At 38.2% G+C, this 18,784-nt stretch carries 14 protein-coding genes; all 14 read right to left on the reverse strand.

Features of this window, described 5'->3' with window-relative positions; translation table 11 throughout:
• Positions 1-30: 30 nt before the first annotated feature.
• On the reverse strand, positions 31-3,120 hold the full coding sequence (locus tag M3210_RS07980) for an AAA family ATPase (RefSeq protein WP_251513041.1): 3,090 nt from the start codon (positions 3,118-3,120) through the stop codon (positions 31-33).
• 20 nt (positions 3,121-3,140) lie between these two features.
• On the reverse strand, positions 3,141-4,292 hold the full coding sequence (locus M3210_RS07985) for an exonuclease SbcCD subunit D (protein WP_251513044.1): 1,152 nt from the start codon (positions 4,290-4,292) through the stop codon (positions 3,141-3,143).
• An 86-nt stretch (positions 4,293-4,378) separates the two neighbouring features.
• A complete protein-coding gene (locus tag M3210_RS07990; RefSeq protein WP_251513046.1) occupies positions 4,379-5,572 on the reverse strand; it encodes a PDZ domain-containing protein in 1,194 nt (397 codons plus the stop codon).
• Between the two features lie 328 nt (positions 5,573-5,900).
• On the reverse strand, positions 5,901-7,355 hold the full coding sequence (locus M3210_RS07995; protein ID WP_251513048.1) for a S41 family peptidase: 1,455 nt from the start codon (positions 7,353-7,355) through the stop codon (positions 5,901-5,903).
• Positions 7,356-7,580: 225 nt separating this feature from the next.
• Positions 7,581-8,987: a murein hydrolase activator EnvC family protein gene (locus M3210_RS08000; protein ID WP_251513051.1), complete on the reverse strand. Its 1,407-nt coding sequence runs from the start codon at positions 8,985-8,987 to the stop codon at positions 7,581-7,583.
• A gap of 152 nt (positions 8,988-9,139) precedes the next feature.
• Positions 9,140-10,033, reverse strand: a complete 894-nt coding sequence (ftsX, locus tag M3210_RS08005; protein WP_251513053.1) for a permease-like cell division protein FtsX — start codon at positions 10,031-10,033, stop codon at positions 9,140-9,142.
• Positions 10,023-10,709 (reverse strand): cell division ATP-binding protein FtsE, encoded by a 687-nt coding sequence (gene ftsE, locus M3210_RS08010; RefSeq protein ID WP_251513055.1) that lies wholly within the window; start codon positions 10,707-10,709, stop codon positions 10,023-10,025. The genes ftsX and ftsE overlap by 11 nt, the downstream gene beginning before the upstream one ends.
• 262 nt (positions 10,710-10,971) lie before the next feature.
• On the reverse strand, positions 10,972-11,334 hold the full coding sequence (cccB, locus tag M3210_RS08015; protein ID WP_251513058.1) for a cytochrome c551: 363 nt from the start codon (positions 11,332-11,334) through the stop codon (positions 10,972-10,974).
• A 155-nt stretch (positions 11,335-11,489) separates the two neighbouring features.
• A protein-coding gene (prfB, locus tag M3210_RS08020; protein ID WP_251513176.1) for a peptide chain release factor 2 occupies positions 11,490-12,591 on the reverse strand; the annotation gives its coding sequence in 2 pieces (ribosomal slippage) (positions 11,490-12,518 and positions 12,520-12,591; 1,101 coding nt in all).
• Positions 12,592-12,851: 260 nt separating this feature from the next.
• Positions 12,852-15,371, reverse strand: a complete 2,520-nt coding sequence (secA, locus tag M3210_RS08025; RefSeq protein ID WP_251513060.1) for a preprotein translocase subunit SecA — start codon at positions 15,369-15,371, stop codon at positions 12,852-12,854.
• Between the two features lie 321 nt (positions 15,372-15,692).
• Positions 15,693-16,247 carry a ribosome hibernation-promoting factor, HPF/YfiA family gene (gene hpf, locus M3210_RS08030; RefSeq protein WP_251513062.1) on the reverse strand — a complete coding sequence of 185 codons (555 nt, stop codon included), beginning with the start codon at positions 16,245-16,247 and terminating at the stop codon, positions 15,693-15,695.
• A 270-nt stretch (positions 16,248-16,517) separates the two neighbouring features.
• Entirely contained in the window at positions 16,518-16,874 is a 357-nt protein-coding gene (gene fliT, locus M3210_RS08035) for a flagellar protein FliT (protein ID WP_251513065.1), read from the reverse strand.
• Positions 16,871-17,266 (reverse strand): flagellar export chaperone FliS, encoded by a 396-nt coding sequence (gene fliS / locus M3210_RS08040; protein ID WP_251513067.1) that lies wholly within the window; start codon positions 17,264-17,266, stop codon positions 16,871-16,873. Before fliS ends, fliT begins: the two co-directional genes overlap by 4 nt.
• Before the next feature lie 20 nt (positions 17,267-17,286).
• Positions 17,287-18,774 (reverse strand): flagellar filament capping protein FliD, encoded by a 1,488-nt coding sequence (fliD, locus tag M3210_RS08045; RefSeq protein WP_251513069.1) that lies wholly within the window; start codon positions 18,772-18,774, stop codon positions 17,287-17,289.
• Positions 18,775-18,784: the final 10 nt, after the last annotated feature.

Here is an 18,784-nt window from a genome sequence, read left to right on the forward strand (position 1 = left end):
AGGTTTTTCTTATTGGTTCTGCAACTAACATTATTTTAATACGAATGCCGTTTCACTATATCCTTCTTTTGTTTTTCTCACCTCTAGTATCGCAGGGAAAATTTCTTTCAATTCCTTTACATGGGAAATGACACCGATCATCCGACCAGACTCCATGAGTTCAACGAGGGCATCAACTGCTTTGGTCAACGCTTCCTCATCCAATGAGCCAAAACCTTCATCAATGAACATTGTTTCAATCGAAATGTTTCCCTGGAAGCTTTGAATGACATCAGACATACCTAATGCAAGCGACAATGCTGCGTTGAACTTTTCTCCACCAGACAATGTTTTAACATCCCTTGTCTGTCCAGTATGGTTGTCATATACATCAAGTGCGAGACCACTTTGTTTTCCGTGGGATTCTTGTCTATCACTTCTCGTTAGATAATATTGGTTATTCGATAATTTTTGTAGTCTGGAATTTGCGGCATGGATGATTTGCTCCAAATATTCCATTTGTAAAAAGCGTTCGAAGGAAATCTTTTTGCTGTTTTGACCACGAAGCATATCATATACATCACTGACTGCAGAGACGAGTTGTTCTTTTTTCTTCAATTCCTCATCTGCTTTCAGGATTTGGATTTTCCTTGATTGTGCACGCTCTTGATAGTCCCTTGCCTCATTAAGTTGCTTAAAAGCTTCCTCATATTGCTTTTGTAATTGGTCGAGTTCCTGCTTTAATGCGTTTAAATCCTTTGGTTGCTTGCCTTTTAAGCTCTCTTTTAGCTCGTCCGTCTGTTTAGTTAATATAGCAAGCTGTTGTTTAAAGGCATCAATCTCACTCTTCAATAACTGTTGTTTCTCTTCAGGGAGTTTAGCAGCAAAATATGCGGCTTCATCCACGAAATTTTCTTCTGATAATTTCGTTTTAAATTTATCTTTTGCTTCCTTTACTTTTGTTTTTATACTGGACAACTGCTTTTCCAGATGCGTTTTATTTGCGTCGGTTTTGGTGAAAGATTCCCTCGCTTTTTCCAGTTGAAGTTGTGCATCTTCCCATGCTTTTTCTAGAGTTTGTTTTTTCTCGGAAACTAATCTAATCTGTTTTTCCAGTTCTTCCAATACAGTTAGTGATTCCGGTATGTTACGCAAACGTTCTTCCAAAACGGCCCGCTTCGTTTTGTAATCTTGTTGAAGCATTACGTGTTCATCTTTCAACTTATTAAAAATCGGATCTAGATTCCGCTTTTCTTCAAGTATTTTTTCCTCTTCTTGCTTCTTCGCTTTCCGTTCTTCCCGAAGTCTTTCATAACACTGAACTTTATTACGCATGCTTTTGCCTTCGTCAATGAGTCTAGTGTAAAACTGCTCCAAATTCTCGCCATCTGTAAATGCTTTGATTTCTTCTTTCACTTCGGCAAGTTGAGATTTTTTAGCTTGAAGGATGATATTTGCTTCTTGGAATTCTTTTTCTTTTTTGTCTAACAATAATTTAGTATGTTGCAGTTCCTCCCTGGATACAGCTTGTTCCTTACTGGTTGCAATTTTAGGATGTTCGACACTTCCACAAACCGGACAAGGCTCTCCATTGTGAAGGTGTCCAGCGAGTACAACCGCCTGGTTACTGAGCCACGAAGCTTCTTTTTCCCGATAATCCTCTTTTAACTCATTATAAGATTTAGTGATTGTGGCAACAACCTGTTGAGCCTGTTCACTTTCCTTAGCGAGATTCTCATACCGTTTATATATTCTCGCCTGTTCCTCAAGCTTCATCAACCTAGTTGGTGCATCACTTAATTTATCAATTTCTTCATCCAGCTTAGAAGTTTCCGTTCGTAAAAAGTGTTGCTTTTCTTCAGAACCGAGCAGTTGTTTCTCTATTGTTGCGAGCTTCTGTTTCGTTTTTATACCTTTTTCTTTAATTCGTTCAATATCTAGTTTTGTTTCTTCAATACTTCTTACAATAGGAAGATACTTCTCCAGCTCATCAAGCTCTTTTGCAGCTTTCTCTCGCTCTGGTTTACGTTTCTCCTCATTCAAATATGAACTTTTCGCATGTTCCAAAACATTAGTCGCTTTAGATAATTGATTAGTAACAAGCTGCAACTCATTTTCAACCTGTTTCTCTTCTTGTTTTACCTGTTCAAGCTGGCGTTCATAAAACAGCAAAGAATTAGCCCGCTCAGCAGCAAGTAGCTTTACTTCCTTCTCTTCGAATTCATTATTTCGCTGGTAGAGCTCATTTAAGGTCTGTTGCTTTTTCTCGAGTTCTTGGAATCGTTCATTGAGATGCTGGGCTTCATGATATTCTTTCTGCATCTTGTTCGTTAATTCATAGGATTTCTTGTATGTTTCTTCATCATTTTTAATTCTTTCCTCATAATACTCAGCTTCATCTTCTAGAGCAGCTGCAACTTGATGAGCGTTTGGAAAATCAGTCTCTAGTAAATCGATTAGAAGAGATTCTTCTCGGAGTTTGATAAAGGAAGGGATGCTATGAATATACTCATTTCTGATTTGTAACTGCTTTTCATATTCGAGCTGCTCCTCGTTTCGTTTATTACGCAGAACTTCATTAATTGACTTATAGTTTTCTGTTTTAAATAGCCTGCGTAATATAGCCTCTTTATTCTCTGTATCTGATGTCAATAACTTACGAAATTCTCCTTGGGGAAGCATAACAATTTGTTTGAACTGATCATTGGTAAGTCCAATCAAATCTTCAACTTTTTGATTGACCTCCGACACAATTTGCCGATCAACAATCGAAATTTCTTCTTCACCTTGACGTTCATAAATGAAAATATCGTCTCCTGTTTTGGAGCGATTACCTTTCTTTACATGTCCTAACTGTCTTCTAATACGGTATTGTTTTCCTTTTAATTCAAATTCCAGTTCAACTGCTGTATGCACATCGTCTGATGCAAAATCACTTCGGAGCATTTTGGTCTCGCCCCGGTCTTGTCCACTGGCACTTCCATACAGTGCAAAGCAAATGCCATCAAAAATCGTTGTTTTTCCTGCACCAGTTTTTCCAGAAATAACAAATAGATCATGTTCCTCCAGCTCGGCGAAATTCACAACTTCCGTATCTTTGTATGGACCAAACGCTGTCATCGTTAATTTCAAAGGACGCAACTGTTTCTCCCCCTTTTAGTTTATTTATCTTCACTTGTAATCATGCTTAATGCTTCCTTAAATATGGTTTCTGCCTGTTCCCCAGGACCTTCCCCTCTTACTTCTTCGTAAAATGCACGAAACAGTTCCAAATCCGTCATCTTTCTCCGTTCTTTTATAGATTCGTTGTCTCCACTTAGATGAAAAGCGGAATAATGCTTCCTTTCCACATGCATGGCATTGGGAAATACAGAACGAATTTTTTCCATCGGGGACAATACTGGTGTACGGTCCAATAATCGGACAAATACGTAGTCATCACTCGCAGGAGACTCCAAAATTTCATCCATATAACCTTCAACCGTTCTCATTTCCCTTCGCGGGGTGAGTAATCGTTTTTCGACTTCCGTATTACCTTTTTCATCCATAGTGACGATATAGAAGCCTTTTTTATGATGCTCTTCAGAAATGGAATATTTAAGCGGAGAGCCTGCATAACGGATCGTTTCATTGGAAACGTAGTGAGCTTGGTGTAAATGACCAAGCGCCGTATAATTAAAAATTTCATAAAGGCGGGCATCAACATACTCTGAACCACCGATAGATAAAGGGCGTTCCGATTCACTTGTATTCTCAGCTTCTTCCCCATAAGGGGTTACAAAAGCATGTCCTACCCCTATATTTCTTGTGTTAGGAATCAGATTAGCTTGGATTTTTTCGATGATCCTACGCTGGGCATCATTATGATTACGTATGGAGTCATCTTTATAAAGGTTCCGGACTTGGCTCGGATCTGCATAGGGAATTGCATGAAAATATACTTCACCAAATTCATCCTTTAATATAATCGGTTCTATATTTTCCGTCAGCCTTCCAATAATGTGAAAACCATTTTTCTTCATTAGATTGCTTCCAAAGTCCAATCTGCTCGGGCTATCATGATTCCCGGCAATGGCAATTACAGGCACTTTTAAGTCAAGTACAATCCGTTGCAATACATCGTCCAATAATTGGATGGCATCCGTTGGTGGTACTGCACGGTCATACAAATCGCCTGCAATAATGACAGCATCCGGCTTCTCTTCTTCAACCATGTGAATAAATTGTTCTAAAATAAATGCTTGATCTTCTGTCATATAGACACCCTGTACGAGCTTACCTAGATGCCAGTCAGCTGTATGAAAAAACTTCATCGCATATACCCCTTCTCTTATATTTTTTCTAATTAGAAAGGCACTCGCTGATTATCCACGAATGCCTCTTTTGTCTTTCTTTATCATTAACCTTCATTAACCGCTTGTTTTGTTCGATGTGGTTTTTCAACAAATAGAAGTCCTAGACGATAATGATCACTTTCATAAAAAGCACTCTGCACAAATCGGACTTCCCCATTGTCGTCAAGAATATCAAGCTTAAAATAAGCACCGGAAGTTTGTAAGGCTTCATAAAATCCATCCGAACTATAGATTCGCTTATCATTTACTTTATAGACCACTTCACCTACTTGGATGTCCAACCTTTCTGCCGGTGTTCCAGGAATAATTCCAATTACGCGAAGACCAACTTCTTCGGGTTTAAAAAAGGCATTCTTTTGCTTTTCTTGTGTACGGAATCGATACGTTATAAATTCCCTTCCAAACAGAGCAATCAACAACGCAAGGAGAGACAAGCCTTTTAAGTAATAACCTGTTACTGATATAGCAAGAACAAGAATACCTAATAATAGGATTTTTTTACTCAAGTGTTTTGCCGCTAGAGGAGCAATGCTTGCCCTCACCCTATGGGAAAATCCAAGAAGAAATGGAAAAAGCACAAGGCCATAAGTAGTATCATTAATTGAGATCAATGGCCAGTAAGGTGCGAAACTTTCAATCACACCACCAGGCACAAGAAATATAAGCGGAATCATAGTCAGCTTTTTAATTTGATGTTCTCCAATCCAGATACCACGTTCACTTTTTAATAACCTGGGAAACGTCTCATCCCGTTTGACCCGTCGGATGAAAAATGCTTCCACAATAAGCATCACACCTAACAGTAACGCCAGCCCAAGATAATTTATATCCGTAAAATAAGATTCTGGTATATAATTTTGATTTTTTATAATTACTGGTGCAAACAACAAAACGATATAGGTTAGGCCAATCGTATAGCTTGGAGACAATAAAGTGAATCGTAGATGAATGGATAATATGATCATCATAACGCTTAATACGATGATAGTACCATAGGAGTATACTAATCCGACACCTGCGAAAATAATAGATAAGATAAGTCCTGTCAAAATTGCCGGAAACCATGTATATTTCCATTCACTAAATAAATCAAATACTTTAACCCCGAATTGTTGTCGTTCATTTTTTATCCGTTGATATCCCGCTAAGACAACTAGGATAAATATCCAGTAAAACAACGGATTGACAAATACCTTCAGCGCTCCTCTCGCTAATTCCTGTAACCATAGTTCAACCAAACAAACCACCCTCTATGTATCTATTGTAAAGCATCCATTACTACTATAATTCGCCACGATTCGTTTCTTTTCCTTCTTACAGGACAATGACTTCATGTTAACAGTATACCATGAAAATCAATATACAGGGGTGATGCAATTCATGTTTTGGAGCGAGAATTTCATCCTTTTATATAGGTTTTTGGGCAAGAGAAAAAACAATATGTCTTCTACCTCATCCGAGTTGTAAACCCACAATTTTAAACGAATTGTTTTCATCCTTTTCTTGTCGAAAAAATCAATAAAAAAACATAGGATAAGCAGCCTTATCCTATGTTTTATACATGAATTATTTATATAACTCTTCCAGTGCGCTGTCCAATTGGACGTCATCCTCACCAGATCGGATTTTTTCAATTACTTTTGCATCAATCATTCCAGCGGTCTGCTCATCCACTTCACCAGTTACTTTTAAGTCATTATCCGCTTGAAATTCCTTAACTGCTGTTTCTGTTTGCTCGTTAAAGTAACCATCGACACGACCAGGTTCATATCCCAATCCATCCAGCATAATTTGTATATTTTCGATGTTCGGATTACTATCATCTAAACCAAATGGTTCCTCTTCCACTACAATCGGATTAGCATAGTAATATTCTGGCTGGTCAACTTCTACCGTCGGCTCGACACCAGTCTCATTGATCCATTCTCCTTTTGGAGAAAGCCATTTATACGTCGTCATTTTAATGGAGCTGCCATCACCTAAAGGTAAAGCGGTTTGGACTGTTCCTTTACCGTAACTTGTGTGTCCGATGACATCATATCCAATCTCCTTCAATGCAATGGCAAGAATTTCTGATGCGGAGGCACTACCCTCATTAATCAAGACACTGATTGGATACTCTTTCTTTTCGTCCAGTCTAGAATGAAACTTATCAACATTACCATTGGCATCTTCAATCTGAATGTAAGGAAGATCACTAGGAACGAATAAAGCAAGGATTTCTTCCACAATATTGAGTAATCCTCCTGGATTGCCTCTTACATCAATCACTAATCCGTCTATTCCATCACTTTCTAATTCCGTTAAATGTTCCTCAAATTCACTTGCCGTTTTTTCCGAGAAATTTGTGATTTCAATAATACCCGTTGTTTTTCCGTCAACAGTTTCTGTACTGCTATAAACTGTTTCTACTGGGATGGTATCACGTACGATCACAACATCAAAAGATTCATTAGCCGAAGCACGCACTATTTCCAGCGTTACTTCTGTTCCTTTCTCACCGCGGATTTTAGCAACGGCTTCGTTCAGATTTAGCCCCTCAAGGCTTTCCCCATCTACTGATAGCACTTGATCATTTGGTCGCAGTCCAGCTTTTTCAGCAGGTGAATCTTTAATAGGTGAAACAATCGTCACAACACCATTGACCATACTTACTTCGGCACCGATTCCCTCAAATGAAGATTCAATTTGTTGATTAAATTCTTCCATCGATTCAAGATTCAAATAAGAAGTATGAGGATCATCCAATGTAGCAAGCATCCCCTCTATTGCTCCTTCAACAAGTTGAGTATCATCAATATTCTCAATATAATTTTCTTTAACTAAATTAAATGCCTGAGCTACCTTCTGTAATTCACCCGGTAAGTTGTCTGAACCCTTACTCAACCTTTGTTCTTGACGATTAGGGTTACTTTCGCCATCATCATTACCTGCTAAAGAAATACCTGCATAAGCACCTAGAAAACCGAGCGCTAAAGCAGCTATCAATAAAAGTACAATCTGTAATTTGTTAAGCTTCATCTTTCCACCTCAATATCTTCCATCCATTATAAAAAAGGATACCATTATATCTTTATCATGACTATGCCTAAGACTTCTCATAAATGAAATTATTTAATTGTGAATATACGTATTAGCGTGAACCTTATCATAAATGACGTATATTACTTTCCCCCAGTGTAACTATGAAACTTCATTAAAGAAAAAGGTATCGTCCATTTGAACGATACCTATATTTTAAAAGATTTAATTCATATAAGGAGCTGGGTTTACTGGATTACCATATCCGCCTAGATGAACCTCAAAGTGAAGATGAGGACCCGTTGATTTTCCAGTATTTCCAGTTGCACCAATTACTTCGCCTTGACTTACCGCTTGTCCTGGTGAGACATCAATTCGGCTCAAGTGAGCGGATACGGTTGTATAACTTTGGCCATCTATGTAGTGGGAAATCATTATAACATTACCAAAGCCACCCATCCAGCGTGCAGTACTAACTACTCCATCTGCAGGTGCCTTCAATGGTGTTCCCGTACCTACAGGGAAGTCGATTCCAGCGTGAAGCTTATGAACATTATCAATAGGATGGAATCTCATACCAAACGGAGAGCTTATACTGTTTCCTGCTGGGTAAATGAATATTCCATTGCCTCCACCACTTGTTCCACTAGATCCTGTGCTCGTGTCTGGTGCTGATGCAACTTTCTTGCCATCTTGATTCTGATTGGATTTCGCTTGCTCAGCTTTTCTACGTTCTGCTTCTTTCCGCTTTCTTTCTGCTTCTTCTTTAGCAAGCTGTTCCAGCTCACCAATTTTATTTTGCGCTAAAGCAATTGCTTGAGCTTTTGCTTGTTCTTCAGCTGCAAGAATTTCCTGTTCTTCTTCAATTGTCAATTTAATTTCTTCAAGTTCCTGATGCTCTTCTTCAAGTTGGGCCATTAACGTTTTTCTTTCAGATTTCTGCTCATCGAGCTGATTCTTTAAAGCAACGAGTTCTTTCTTCTGCCCTTCCAATTCTTCTTTTTTCGCAACTACAATCTTTTTCTTTTCTTCCACTTCTTTTTGGTTTTCCGCTAGTAGTTGTTTATCAGCTGCTTGTTCTTCCATAATTTTTTTATCTTGATCCATGATCGTATTTACAGCTGTTGTCCGACTAATAAAATCTATGAAGCTTTTAGAATTGAAGATTACTTGAATCAGCTTTACTTCTCCGCCACTTTGTTGGATAGAACGGAGACGATCTTTCAGTAAAACATCACGTTTTTCTATCTTTTCCTCTAAAATTTTAATTTCTTCTTTTAATGTTTCAATCCGCTCTGATAACTCATCAATTTCTTTATTCGTTTCAGATATTTCATTCTCTTTAGTCGAAATATCACTTTGTGTTTTTGCTAATCTTTCATCAAGATCAACGATTTCTTGCTCTACTGATTTTTGTTCCTTTAGGTTTTCATCAATTTTAGATTCAGTGTCTTTTTTGTTGTTATCAAGGTTATTCTTTTCTTCTGATATCTTAGATTTCTCTGCTTCATGTTGATTAATCTTTTCTTTCAATTCCTGAATTGATTCTGCGGAGACTGAGGTTCCTCCTGCAGTTGCTAGAGTTGTGAGTAAGAGTGTAGTCATAGTGAGGATTAAGATGGATTTCTTCAACTCGTATTCTCCCTTCAATAAATAAAACTTTTTCAGTGGCGTCCCACTTATGAATGAGTTAATCAAGACGGCGTCCATATAATTTTCACATTTTCAGAAAATATATGGACGGCACGCTCTGATTAAATGACTTCTTGTATTCTAAAAATCTATTACACTTTCAAGAATTTACGGACACTCATAACACTTCCCCAAACACCAATTGTGGCACCAATTAGTAAAATGATTAATGCCAAATACCAAGCAAATGGAGAGAATGGTAATAACTCGACAAAACTTATATTAATTTGACTTGCAACATTATCATATACGTACTGGTATCCAACCAGTACTACTGTAATTGGGATGATTGATCCCAACACTCCAAGAATCAACCCCTCCACAAAAAATGGCCAACGAATGAATCCATTGGTGGCACCGACCAGCTTTTGAATGGAGATTTCTGTACTTCTTGCAATAATTGTTATTTTTATCGTGTTTGAGATAAGGAATACAGCTGTCAACACTAGAGCTGCAATTAAAACAAGACCAACAATTCGGGCATAATTATTAAACTCGAAAAGCTTATCAACGATGTCTTGCCCAAAGTTCACATCATAAACATGGTCATATCCCATGATCTCCTCAGCGATTCTTTCTGTATCCTGAGGATCTGCAGCTTGAACAACATAAGCGTGGTTTAAAGGATTATCTTGTTCAAACAGTTCCCAAGCTCTTCCTTCTTCTCCCATACTATTAATCAAACTTTCCAGTTCTTCGTCATTCGAGGAGAAATAAACCCTTTCTACGCCTTCAATCTGTTTAACTTTGTCGCCTAAGGCTAGTACATCATCTTTTTCTGTGGTCAAATCAACCAATACTTTAATTTCCACATCGGATTCGATATTCTTCGCAAATTCATTCAAGTTGAATACGATAGCGAGGAACACTCCAACTAGAATTAACGTTGTGGTTACGGCACCAATGGAAGCGACTGTCATCCAACCATTACGGAAGATATTTTTTGTACCTTCCCTAAAATGCCGTGTAAATGTTCTAAACTTCATAACCGTATTCACCTCGTTGTTCATCTCTAACAATTACACCATTTTCAATAGCAATTACTCGATTTTTAAGCGTATTAACAATGTCTTTACTATGCGTTGCCATGATGATTGTCGTTCCTCTTTCATTTATTTCTTCAAAAGTCTTCATAATTTCCCATGATGTATCTGGGTCCAAGTTTCCTGTAGGTTCATCCGCAATTACAATTCGTGGACGGTTTACGATAGCACGTGCAATGGAAACACGTTGCTGCTCTCCCCCAGAAAGCTCTGCTGGAAGGAAACGTGCTTTATTTTTTAAGCCGACTTCATCCAGTACTTCGAGTACACGTGTACGGATCGATTTAGGAGATTCTTCAATAACTTCAAGTGCATAAGCGATATTTTCATAGACTGTCAACTTCGGTAAAAGTTTAAAGTCTTGGAAAACAACACCGATATCCCTCCTTAGAAACGGAACGCGCTTTTCTTTCATCTTATCTAATTCAATATCATTAATGATGATCTTACCGCTAGTAGGCTTTTCTTCCCGGTACATGAGCTTTATAAAAGTGGATTTCCCAGCTCCACTTTGACCTACGATATACACAAATTCACCTTGTTTTATCTCAACACTAATTCCATTAAGAGCCGCGACTCCATTTGGATATGTTTTATAAACATCTTCCATTAAAATCATATATGTATCACCTTTATAATTTTATATTTTTTTCTTCTGATTGAATGCTGCTTGAACATTAGTAGATTACTCTAGTTATTATAACATCAATATGCGAGTTTTTTAGACATAAAATTATTACATTTATATTTCAATGATAATTTCATGTAATCTTCCTTGTTAATTAAGGGGATTATGTCGTTGGAAGGATGTTCCAATGAAAAATTTCAGCAAAATAAAAAGTCCAGCTCACATTGTAAGCTAGACTTATTTCATCCATAACTTATTTTTGTTCTGACAACCATGATACTAGTGCATCAAGATCATCACCTGAAACATTTTGTGCTGGCATAGAACCTTTACCATTTACAATAATGTCTTCAATTTCTTCTGGAGAGTAGTCACTACCAACTGATTCTAGGCTTGGTCCTGCTCCACCAGATAAATCTGCACCGTGACACATTGCACAGTTCGCTTGGTAAACTTCTTCACCAGCTGCAGTATCTACTGCAGCGCCGTCATCCGTTGATTCTTCCGTACCTGTATCACCTGAATCAGCAGGCTCCTCTGTCGTGTCGTCTCCTCCACCACAAGCACCAAGTACAAGAACTGCTCCGAATAATACTGCTAATAACCATTTCTTCATGCAAAAATCCCCCATTCCAATTGAGTAATTTGAACATCAATAATATTATATCCTAATTACTCTAATATAAAACACAGATAACGACATAGTATGTGAACAATTACCAACAAATTCCTGACTATGCGAGTATTGGAAGGATACAATATTTTTTTATTTTATTGCATTTGCGAACGTAAATAAGCATCGATGAAGACGTCAATTCCACCGTCCATGACCGCTTGGGTATTACCTACCTCTTCATTCGTCCGATGATCTTTCACCATCGAATAAGGGTGGAAAACATATGAACGGATTTGACTTCCCCAACCAATTTCCTTTTGTTCACCGCGTAGTTTCGCTAATTCTTGCTCCTGTTTCTCTACTTCCAGTTGATAGAGCTTCGACTTCAGCATTTTCATTGCAGATTCACGGTTCTTGATTTGCGAGCGTTCGTTTTGACACGTTACGACAATATTTGTTGGTAAATGAGTCAGTCGTACTGCTGAGTCCGTTTTGTTGACATGCTGACCACCAGCACCACTCGCACGGTACGTATCGATTTTTATATCTTCATCACGCACTTCTATTTCCACATCTTCATCCATTTCTGGAGTTACATCACATGATACAAAAGATGTATGACGTCTTCCTGATGAATCAAATGGTGATATACGAACGAGACGATGTACACCTTTTTCTGTTTTCAAATATCCATAAGCATTATGACCTTTAATTAACAGGGTGACACTTTTTACTCCGGCTTCATCACCTGGTTGATAGTCCAATGTTTCAAGTTGAAAACCTTTTTGTTCAGCCCACCGCTGATACATTCTTAAAAGCATTTCTGCAAAATCTTGTGATTCCGTCCCTCCTGCACCAGGATGGAGCTCAAGAATCGCATTTTTAGCATCATAAGGTTCACTCAAAAGCATTTCAAGTTCAAAGTCACTGATCTTCACTAAGAATTCTTCAAGTTGATCATTTAAATCTTTGAACAATTCTTCATCTGCTTCTTCTTTAACTAACTCATAGGAAACCTCTAAGTCCTCCAAGGTTTCTTCTATATTCTCCAGTGATTCGACTTGGTGCTTCAGTCCATTTGACTCGTTGATAACTTTTTGTGCGCTCTGCTGATCATCCCAGAAAGTTGGGTTAGCCATCTCTTGCTCTAATTCGTTAATCCGCGCCCGCTTATTATCTAAGTCAAAGAGACCCCCTAAAGTCTTCAACACGTGAAGTTATTTTGTCTAATTCATTTCTGATTTCTGCTAAATCCATCATACATCACCTCATAAAAATTTGAATGATAAAAACTGTTTAATAGCACAAAAGCGGAAGCGCCCTTAAGCGATTTACGGTTAGACTGTTTCACAGGGATAAGAAATCACGGTGAATATGACCGTGGCTTACTTACCACTGATGAATTCCAGAAATTCCGATATTCGCTTGGGCGCGGATTGACATGTGAATTAGTAGAATTTTAAGCCACAGTCAGAAACTTATATACGCTATTGTCTTTAGGCTATTCTGTTAACCTTCTATTGAATCTTACCATGACAGTTTTTATATTTTTTACCACTGCCGCATGGGCATGGATCGTTACGTCCAACTCGGTTGTCTTTGACGATTGGTTTACGGACTTTTTTCTTACCATCTTGCCCACCATGTGCTGCAGTTGTGTCCTTCACTACTTCTTGTCGTTGCAAATTATCACGAATCTGAGCTTTCATTACAAACTTCGCAACTTCGTCTTCAATCGACTGGACCATAGCTTCAAACATTTGGAATCCTTCCATTTGATACTCGCGCAATGGGTCTGTTTGCCCATAAGCACGAAGATAGATCCCCTGACGCAACTGCTCCATTTGGTCGATATGATCCATCCATTTGGAATCAACCGTACGTAAAAGAATGACCTTTTCAAACTCTTGGAATTGTTCAGGTTCCAATTCTTCCCGTTTGGTGTCGTATGCTTTCTGAACCTTCTCCATAATGAGATCTATCATCTCTTCCGGATCTTTGCCCTTCAAGTCATTAACTTCAATATCTTCCTTATTGAGTAAATTCGCATGAACATGTTCGATAATCGCTTCTAAATTCCAAAGTTCTTCATCGTCGTCCTGTGTATGAGAACCAACTACCCGCTCCACAGACGAACGAATCATGTTCATGATGATTTCAGTTAAACCATCTTTTGAGTCAATTACTTCGAAACGTTGTTTGTAGATGATTTCACGTTGTTCTCGAAGAACATCATCATAAGCAAGGATTGTTTTACGAGCATCAAAGTTATTTCCTTCCACACGCTTCTGTGCGGATTCAACTGCTTTTGAAATCATTTTACTTTCTAATGGCTGATCATCTTCCATTCCAAAGCGGTCCATCATGTTCCGTAGATTATCGGACCCGAAACGACGCATCAATTCATCTTCCATTGAAAGATAGAACTGAGTGACCCCTGGATCACCCTGACGGCCGGAACGACCTCGCAGCTGGTTATCAATACGACGGGACTCATGTCGCTCTGTCCCAATAACAGCAAGTCCCCCAAGTTCAAGAACACCTTCTCCAAGCTTGATGTCTGTCCCACGACCTGCCATATTAGTAGCAATTGTCACAGAACCTTTTTGCCCGGCATTTTCAATGATTTCCGCTTCTCTGTAATGGTTTTTCGCATTTAAGACTTCGTGACGAATACCAGCCTTTTTGAGCATTTTCGATATCAGTTCGGAAGTTTCTACGGCTACTGTACCTACAAGAACTGGTTGGCCCGCTTGGTTACGTTCTTTAATTTCTTCCACTACGGCACGGAACTTTGCTTCCATCGATTTGTAAATCAAATCTGGGCGGTCATCACGGATAATCGGTTTATTCGTAGGAATTACGATTACATCCATGTTATATATGTTACGGAATTCTTCTTCCTCTGTTTTTGCTGTACCTGTCATTCCAGATAATTTATTATACATCCGGAAATAGTTCTGGAAGGTAATAGAAGCAAGTGTCATACTTTCATTTTGAATTTGCAGACCTTCTTTTGCTTCAATTGCCTGGTGAAGCCCATCACTGTAACGGCGGCCTTTCATTTTCCGTCCGGTGAATTGGTCAATAATAACAACTTGTCCTTCCTCTACCATGTAGTCATCATCACGGTGCATAGCTACATGGGCTTTTAATGCTTGGTTAATATGATGAGTTAAAGAAACATGATCAAGATCGAATAAGTTCTCGATATTAAAGTATTTTTCGGCTTTGTTGATCCCTTCTTCTGTAAGCTGTACACCTTTTGTCTTCTCATCGTACGTATAATCACTTTCTTTATTCAGCGTCATAACAAAACCATTCGCCTGTGTATAAAGCGATGCAGATTTTTTTGCTGAGCCGGAAATGATCAATGGGGTCCTCGCTTCGTCAATCAGAATCGAGTCAACCTCGTCAATGATTGCAAAATTCAAGTTACGTTGCACCATTTGTTCTTTGTATAGGACCATATTATCTCTCAAATAGTCAAAGCCAAACTCATTGTTCGTTCCATAAGTTATATCTCGTTGGTACGCCTCACGTTTTTGTTCCTTTGTCATACTGTTAATATTTAAACCAACAGTTAAACCAAGGAATTCATAAAGCTCTCCCATTTCACGTGAATCACGTTCTGCCAAATATTCGTTTACGGTAATGACATGTACACCCTTACCTTCTAACGCATTCAGATAAGCAGGCATAGTGGAAGCGAGGGTTTTACCTTCCCCTGTCTTCATTTCAGCGATATTTCCACCATGCAAGGCTGTTGCACCCATCAGCTGAGAGCGGAAAGGACGCATACCTAAAACACGTCTTGACGCTTCTCGGACAACCGCATAAGCTTCGACAAGAAGGTCATCCAATGATTCACCATTTGCTATTCTATCTTTAAACTCATTTGTTTTGTTCTTTAAATCGTTATCTGATAGCTTTTCCACCTCTGGCTCAAGAGCTTCGATTTCATTCACTGTTTTCTCTATACGTTTAAGTTGTTTTTTATTACCATCACCAAAAATCCTAGTTAACAATCCTGCCATTTATATACGCTCCTCAATATAATCAATGCCTTTATAAACAATAATAACACTATCCAATTGTTGATGACAACCTAAACAAAGGCCGATATCGTAATTCCCTCAAGCATTCAAACAAGTTTGCATCCCAACATTTATCCTCGAATGGAAGAACAAAAAGAATAATCCGTTCATCTTAATGTAAATCATATGGAGAGGAATACACGCCCTACCTTCTCTAAAGGAAAAGCGTGATACTTCCATCAAAGATAGAAGCACCACGCTATTATAATAATTAACCTATCGAGTGATCTCTCGATAACTTGTTCATATTAACCAGATAGATCAGGCATGCGGCTCGATTAAACCGTATTTGCCATCATTTCGGCGATACACTACATTCGTATCACCTGATTCATCATTAGTAAAGACAAAGAAGGAGTGACCTAGCATATCCATTTGAAGTATCGCTTCCTGAGAGTCCATTGGCTTTAGATTAAAACGTTTTGTCCGTACAATTTCAAATTCATTGGAGTCATCATATTCTTCATTTTGAATTTCTTTCTCCATTTCTGCAAACACATGCTTTGGAGCACCATTTTGACGTGTTTTACGATTGATCTTCGTTTTATATTTACGGATTTGTCGTTCTAGTTTGTCCACTACCAAGTCCACAGCTGCGTATAAATCATCATGTGTAACTTCACCTCTTAGAAGCAGGTTAGTCATAGGAATTGTTACTTCAATGCGCTGCTCATCATTATAGACACTTAAATTTACATGAACATCGGTTGATGGAGTTGTTTCAAAGTACCGTTCGAGCTTGCTGATCTTCTTTTCTACATACTCTTTGATCGCTCCAGTAACCTCAATATTCTCACCACGAATGTTAAATCTCATAAAAGTGTCCTCCTTTATTCTTTATATATATATTATACTACTTTCCCCGCAACTTTACCTCCCGAAACGTTAAGAAAAAGTAAAGGCTTTCAAAAGAGACCACCGAAAACCTTGACATGACAAGCTTTAAAGAGTTTACAATATATTAATAAATTTTCTATTGTCTAATAAAATTTTGTCGATTTATAATCTTTTACATCGATACGACGCTGTTTATGCGATTTCCCAGGCAATATAAAAACAGTGTGCCGTCAGCACACTGTTTATAAATCATTTCTTTTTATCCAGGAAAGAGCCATCTGAAGAGGATACATTCTTATATGGATTTATATAAGATTGTTGAGTCTTCTTCTGTTTTTTCATTCGTTTCATCTCAAGCTTCAAATCTGAGAATATATGTTGCATCTTCGCTTGAATGTCAACGTTCATTCGAAAAATCCTCTCTCCTAAATGCTTTTCTTCATCCGTATACGGAGGGGAAATATGCTCCATATATTTCCCACGTTCTTCGATCAGCTCATTTAGTTGTTCAATGACAACTTCGCGTTCACCAGAAGATATCGGGTCCTCCAGCAGCTTCTGTAACTGTAGGGTAAGTTCGTGAACCTTTTTCAAATCATCTATCATATGCTAGGCCTTTGAGAAAATTTTTGCTTCCGGTGCTGCAATAGCACCTGCTTCCAAGTATCTCTGAATTCCGTCACTAACTCTAAGACATTTTCCAATTTCTCACGGCTGTTCTCAATATTGGCAGCTGTCAACTCACTAAGCATGAATTCGTATAAAGGTTGAAACTGTTTAGAGATCTCTACTTTTGGATCCAATGTAATCAATAGTTCTCGAATAATGTTTTGTGCTTTTTGGATGTTTCTGTTTTTAGCTTCATAATTATTGTCTTCTACATCTTTCATCGCTTGCTTAATGAACTTAATACAACCATTATATAACATTAACGTAAGTTCTCCGCCAGATGCCGTATTGACTGAGTTATTTTTATACGTTTGATAGGCTTTATTCATATCGTCTCACTCCTTTACCGCTACATATTTCCGCCAAAGCTCATTAACATAGCCGATTGGTTATTCATCATGGATATTGCTCGTTCCATTGCAGTAAACTGGCGCCAATATCTGTCTTCCACTTGTTTTAAGCGATCTTCAAATGCTTTGATACGGTCTTCGATTGATTCGAGTTGGCGTCCCATCGTGTAGGATTGGCTTGTTGAAGAACCTTTTCCAGCACGCTTGTCTATTTGATTAATTGTATTTTGCAGGGAATCTTCAAGACGCGTGAACAATCCACGAGAAGTCCCCTCTCCAGTACCAAACAGTAAGCTGTTTACATTTTCACCATTTTCTTCAAGTTGCTTCCTTAACTTTTCCTCATCAATTTCAAGTTTTCCACCATCGAGATAATTTTCTGTAGTGGTGATTCCGATATCAGCAAGCAAACTTATTGGTCCCGCCTCCGACATGGAAGATGACCAGATAGAACGATAATTTGTCAGAGAGGAAGAAAGGATTGGATCTCTCCGTAACAAGCCACTTTTAGCTTTTTCCTCCCACAGTTCGATTTCTTTTTCCGACATTTCTTCCATTTGTTCTTTTGTCAATGGAGGAAAATCCCGATATACAGGTTCATTTTGTAAATCATTCAAAGTCTCAACCACTTCATTGAACTTATCAACGATCTCTTTAATATTCTCAACGGCTTTGTCAGTGTCATGTGCTACAGTAAGTGTGACATTTTCATCCTTTGTTACGTCATGGAAATTGAAGGTGATCCCATTTAATGTATACTTATTTTCATTAGATTCCAATTCTACTACATCGTTATATGTAAACTTAGCATTTTTTGCATCAACCTTTTCATAAGTACCAGCTGAAAAGAGTTGTGTAAAGAAATCATCATTACCGCCGCTAAAAACAATTTCATCCTCATTTTCATTTAAATTATGAATTCCCGACCTTGTCGTTTCAATGACAAATGTTTCAGATTTTTCATCATAAAAAGCCTGAACATTTTTATCTGCATCAGAGATTTTTTTAGCGATTGTTTGAAGAGTATCCCCCTCTTCAATTGTGATTGATTTTTCATACATCCCTGCCTGAAAATCATTCTCCTTACTTGCTTCATCGTATGTCATGAAGATAAATTCTCCAGTTGGAATGGTAAAATCTTGTCCCGATAAATCAATCACATGCATCTCGCGGGAAGCAAGCTGCTCAACAGAAATCCTATAAGCCCCATTCCCAGCAGAGGATGATCCTGACGCAGTTATCGCACTTTCATTTGAAGACGAAACAATTTTTGGATTAACTGTACTACCGCCTATATTTAACCTTCTGTTTTCAATCAAACGTTCCAGTTCAAATATCTGTTTGTTGACATCTCGGAAGGCGTCACGTTGCCATTCCATTTTTGTTTTTTGTTGTTCCAGCTTATTTAATGGAATTCGTTCGGCATTCATCAGTTCCTTGATGATATTATCCGTATCAATTCCACTAGCTAGCCCACCTATACGCATTCTCTCACTT

The organism is Oceanobacillus luteolus, from assembly GCF_023715655.1.
GTDB classification, from domain to species: Bacteria; Bacillota; Bacilli; order Bacillales; family Amphibacillaceae; genus Oceanobacillus; species Oceanobacillus luteolus.